Annotated in this window: 4 protein-coding genes; 3 read left to right on the top strand and 1 reads right to left on the bottom strand. The window is 38.9% G+C overall.

Annotated features, from left to right (window positions below; genetic code table 11):
- Positions 1-100: 100 nt before the first annotated feature.
- Complete coding sequence (locus tag RWO85_RS09755; RefSeq protein ID WP_146747338.1) at positions 101-367, bottom strand: mobilization protein; 267 nt, start codon at positions 365-367, stop codon at positions 101-103.
- Between the two features lie 209 nt (positions 368-576).
- Between RWO85_RS09755 and mobQ the strand changes: the two genes are divergently transcribed.
- The 3 genes from mobQ (at position 577) to RWO85_RS09740 (ending at position 4,049) form a co-directional block, all read left to right on the top strand.
- The gene (gene mobQ, locus RWO85_RS09750) at positions 577-2,013 is read left to right on the top strand and encodes a MobQ family relaxase (protein ID WP_258584274.1); all 1,437 of its coding nucleotides are present in this window, start codon (positions 577-579) and stop codon (positions 2,011-2,013) included.
- Between the two features lie 515 nt (positions 2,014-2,528).
- On the top strand, positions 2,529-3,422 hold the full coding sequence (repM, locus tag RWO85_RS09745) for a replication initiation protein RepM (protein ID WP_258584275.1): 894 nt from the start codon (positions 2,529-2,531) through the stop codon (positions 3,420-3,422).
- 63 nt (positions 3,423-3,485) lie between these two features.
- Positions 3,486-4,049, top strand: coding sequence for a plasmid replication DNA-binding protein (locus RWO85_RS09740; RefSeq protein ID WP_258584273.1), 564 nt, complete (start codon positions 3,486-3,488; stop codon positions 4,047-4,049).
- Positions 4,050-4,321 lie beyond the last annotated feature (272 nt).

Genomic DNA, 4,321 nt, shown 5'->3' with positions numbered 1-4,321 from the left:
GATAAAAATCATCTGCTACCACAGAGAATCTATAAATAATACTGCGTAAGTCCTATTAACTTTTAAATTAAATGTTTATATAAAAAAGCTATCCAAAGAATTATAAATTAAACAACTTCCGGTCACGTTCATCTGTTAAATATTTATCCATCTGAGCAATTAGTTTAGCTTTGGCCTGTTCATCTCCTTCGGTGATTCTTAGCATACAGGATCCAATTAAAATCTTGCGTCTGGTATCATCCTTTCGAGCCTGTTCTTTCTCTTTAGCACGTTCTCTTGCCAGTGCTGCCTGTCTTTGAGCCTTTAACTGCTTTAGCTTTTCTTCCTGTGCCTTAATTTTGCTGTCTAGTGTTTCAGTAACGCTCATTAATCCAATACCATCATCCTGGGAAACCATCCCTAACATAAGCGCACTTGAATCTGCATTCAAGGTGCTATATGTATAGTAATGTTTTCCTCGAAGAGCGCACTTATGCAAACTTCGTTTGCAAGTCCGATTGGGGTTCCCCCAATACCCCAACAACCGTATCCACGGTTGTATTTCACTACGTGAAAATTTAAAAGCGAAAAACAAGCATGGCGATTTACCACTTTTCAGTCAAAACCGTAGCACGATCAGCAGGGCGATCCGCCACTGCTGCGATTGCCTATCGGGCAGGTGAAAAGATCTATTGTGAACGTGAAGGCCGAGAACATGACTACAGCCGAAAAACCGGGGTGGAATACAAAGAGATTTACTTACCCGAAGGCGCACCAGAACATTTAAAAAACCGAGAAAAACTCTGGAACGAAGTCGAACAAAGAGAAACCAGAAAAAACTCAACAGTGGCCCGGGAATTTGAAATTGCCTTTCCAAGTGAATTAAACCAGGAACAACGTCTGGCCATGCTCGAAGAATTATGTGCCAGCATCGTGGAAAGACACCAAATAGCCGTCGATGCCTGCATCCATGCACCACATACCGGATCCGGCAGTGATGAGCGCAATTATCACGCCCATATCCTGATGAGCACACGTAAACTCACGCCAGAAGGTTTTACCGAGAAAACCCGGGAACTGGATCAGAAACACAGTGGAGAAATCGAACACTGGCGCAAACACTTTGCCGATATCTGCAATATGCACCTGGACATGGCCGGATACACCGCCCGAGTCGACCACCGCAGCTACAAGGACCAGGAGAATGGTCTGGAAGCCACCCTGCACGAAGGGCCTAAAGTCACCGAACTGCGCCGAAAAGGGATTGAGACCGAAATCAGCCGAAGCAATGATGAAATCAAACAGAGAAATCAGGCACAGCTGCAATACGGCAAAAATATGGATCTGCTGATTGCTGAAAATGAGATCAAACTCAGCACACTGAAAACTGAACAGCAGATCCAAATCAAAAATAGCGCTAAAACGCCACCAATTGACGAAAAAGCCCTATTTGAGGAAAAACAGAGGGAAACCCTTGGCAAAGTGCTAAATCGCGAAATCAGCGCAAAAGACGCGAATCTAGACCTAGAATTTATGCAGGATGTTTTTAAAAAGGCCGAAAATACCTTCGGCAAGATGCAAAAACATGAAAACGAGTTCAATCAGCAGCTCGCCCAGGACATCGTGAAGAGCCGACTCAAGCAAAGTTATGACAAATTGCAAAGCCTGGTCGATCAACACAACGAATTAACCCAGAACAAACCCTTACTGTTTGGAAAAAAAGCCTGGGAAGCCCAACGTGACGAGATTTATCAGGAACACAAAAAGCTAAAAGGTCAGCATGAACACCAGAAAAAACATGGTGTGAAGGATTTATTGGAAAATGAAAAGTTCAAAGAACATGCCTGGAAGCAGTACCAACAACAACATCCGGCCAAAGCCAAGCAATACCAAACTCTATACTCAACCTATCAAGTTATTAAGAAATGTGTGAATGAGATCAAAGCAGAACAACAAATGAAACTCAGACAAGAACAACAGCTCAAAGCACAGCAACATGCGCCTAAAATGAAATCTCGTGGCATGAGTCGATAAACAGAGCGAGTGTCTACGAGCGAACTGAGAAAATTTGCCCTTTCCTTTCCCTGATTACAAGCTCCCTATCCATCAATCACCTGCATATCAGAGCATCCCGAATGGGTGCGAACTTTCCAAGTTTGATTCCTAAACCGAGCGTAGCGAGAAAAAAAGCTCATGAGCGAAGCGAATTCCGAGTTGCTTTTGCTTTTTTTAAAAGTCACGAAAATATGAACCAAAAATTGCCCCGACGAATCGAGCGAAAGCGAGATTCAATAGAGTTTGAGCGAAGCGAAAACCAAGGGCAATTTTTCAAATTTCCTTTTTTAATTATTTTTAAATCTTTTAAATCTTTTCAGCCCTCTGTATGCCTTTAGTAGCAATGGTTTCAGCATTTAAATATGACGGATTGACTACTAACTATGACGGATTGACTACTAACTATGACGGATTGACTACTTAACTATGACGGATTGACTACTAACTATGACAAGTATATATTTGTCATATATTAAAAATTAAATGGTTTTATTTTGGATAAGAATCAAGTTGTAAAATCAAATCAAGTTATAGAAGCTTCATATCAATTAAGTGCTGTAGAGCAACGTATTGTCTTAGCAGCCATTTCACGTATTCCAAAGAATCAACCCATCACAGATGATGAGTTATACCCAGTGAGTGTTAATGAATTACAGCTCCTAGGAGTACACGAGAAAACAGCCTATAGAGATTTAAAAGAAGGGATTAATAGACTTTATGAAAGGTCTATCAACCTCTCTGTGGACGATAAATCTATCAAAATGAGATGGGTACAAGAGGTTCAGTTTTTAGATAGTCAAAGTGTCATTGGTATTCGCTTTTCAAAACCAATTTTGCCTTTTATATCCAACCTAAGTAGAGAATTTACAAAATATGCTCTATCTGATATCGCAGGTATCAACAGTGGGTACGGTATCCGTATTTATGAGTTACTGGTGCAATACAGACAAATAGGTAAGCGTGAAATCTCTGTTGAGAATCTACGAACTATGCTGGAACTAGGTAAAAAATATCCGCTATTTGCTGACTTTAAAAAAAGAGTAATTGATACTGCTGTAGATCAAATAAATGAATACAGCCCTTTACGTGTGACGTATGAGCAGAAAAAAACAGGTCGTAAAGTTACTCACATTACTTTTTCTTTTAAAGAGAAAACAAAAAGTATTAGCCATGAAAGTACAGATATACCGAAAGAGTTCTATAAGCTAACAGATGCTCAAATCAATATGTTTGGTAATCAACTATCGCGTCTACATGAATTTTCTCATCTAGCACGTGAGGGTGAGAGCTATGAAATATTGGCTTCAAAAATCAAGGAAAAACTTAGAGATCCAAAACAACAGAAGCAGTTTTTACCTTACTTAAGGAACTTAGGTTTCAAACCTTGAGTGTATTGAAGAATACACTTATTGTATTCCCTAATACGTATCTTAAATACACAGTAATACACTATGAAAACAAGTACAAAATACAGTGTTAGTGATGCTGCTACACTGTATAAAAAATCTAGAGCGACACTTTATAAAGATATAAAAAATGGGGTATTAAGCCGTGATCATGATGGCTTTATAGACTTTTCAGAATTATTGCGTGTATATGGTGAACCGTTTTCTGGAAAACAGTCAAAACGTATTGATACGTCTCTAATACAGAATCCGGATACGCCCAAATACACTGATAAAACAGTAGTAGAGTTAAAAAATCAGATCGACTTTTTAAAGAAACAATTAGAAAAAGCAGAAGATAGAGAGAATAAAGCTAATGCTCGTATCGATACGCTTCTTACACTAATTGAAATGAAGCCACCTAAAGCTAGTAGTGAACCTAATAAAGAGAATATTGAAAGTAATACTTCGCCAAATCCAACTGATATGGCAACAAATATTCAGTTAAAGCAGGTTAAAGAGGACGGATTGACTACTCCAGAGAACAAACGTATCCCTGTCCCTGAACACGTTGAGCCTGAGCCTAAAAAGAGGGGCTTCCTGAGCCGTTTTTTCCTTCCCTATGGTTAGCCAGGACTCCAATTTTTTGATGAGCCAATTTCAGTGCAAGCACATGAAATAATGACTCACCAAAAAACCGGATAAGGTTTATTAAAACTGAACAAAACCGTGGAACATTGCTTACTTATTGATCGTGGAACATGAAAAATTGCTAAAAAAGCCTAAGAGTGACTGCTTAGGCTTTTTTGAATTACATAAAACATTGTTTTAAAAGGGAATTTTTCGAGCATTTCGTATAAGGTGTATTATGTTAATAATATAAATTTTTAAAAGCATATTGA

Origin of the sequence: uncultured Streptococcus sp. (assembly GCF_963521865.1) — a bacterium.
Classification (GTDB): domain Bacteria; phylum Bacillota; class Bacilli; order Lactobacillales; family Streptococcaceae; genus Streptococcus.
This window is presented reverse-complemented; position numbering and strand designations above follow the sequence as displayed.

Excerpts from the sequence above, each read along its gene's own strand:
- RWO85_RS09740 (WP_258584273.1), top strand. The coding sequence starts at position 3,486 with ATGAAAACAAGTACAAAATACAGTGTTAGTGATGCTGCTACACTGTAT.
- RWO85_RS09755 (WP_146747338.1), bottom strand. The coding sequence starts at position 367 with ATGAGCGTTACTGAAACACTAGACAGCAAAATTAAGGCACAGGAAGAA.
- mobQ (WP_258584274.1), top strand. The coding sequence starts at position 577 with ATGGCGATTTACCACTTTTCAGTCAAAACCGTAGCACGATCAGCAGGG.